General features: G+C 62.4%; 1 protein-coding gene. It reads left to right on the forward strand.

Features of this window, described 5'->3' with window-relative positions; genetic code table 11:
• On the forward strand, positions 1 to 262 hold a 262-nt coding region (locus tag ACY5KJ_RS05030; RefSeq protein ID WP_462202879.1), incomplete at its 5' end, for a hypothetical protein.
• Positions 263 to 521 lie beyond the last annotated feature (259 nt).

Genomic DNA, 521 nt, shown 5'->3' on the forward strand with positions numbered 1-521 from the left:
CACGTATTTGTTACTTCATTACGTCCCCTCAGGGCCGGCGGCCCGTGCCGGCAATCACCTTCGCCGGTGCATCCGTCTTTTTGGTGTGATCACACTACGACTGTCGGTGTCGGGAGCGTGCTCCCGGTGCCGACGGTTCTGCCCATCAAGCGATGGATATCTGACCAGGCCACCTACATTGATCCTCCAGGCAGGGCGTGATGGCAGCCAGCAGGTGGCGGTCATCCGATGGGCGGGCAGAGGGCGCGATGAAGACACCTGAGCGGCTGTTCGATCTCCCCGGCACGGTTGCCATCATCACCGGCGGAAGCCGGTAGGCCGTTCGAAGCCCGTGTGCGGTGGTTTTCCCCGCCCGGGTCGACCTGCTGACCGCATTCATCCTGGACAGGCCCACTTTTAGGATCACCGGCGTGGCGACAGGCCCACTTCTAGCGTCACCGGCATCGCAATGCACACGCGGGAAGGAAGTCACATGCAGGAAAGAGGCCACGTGCAGGAAAGAAGTCATGTGCCACTGGGGC

It is taken from the genome of Frankia sp. CcWB3, from assembly GCF_977927595.1.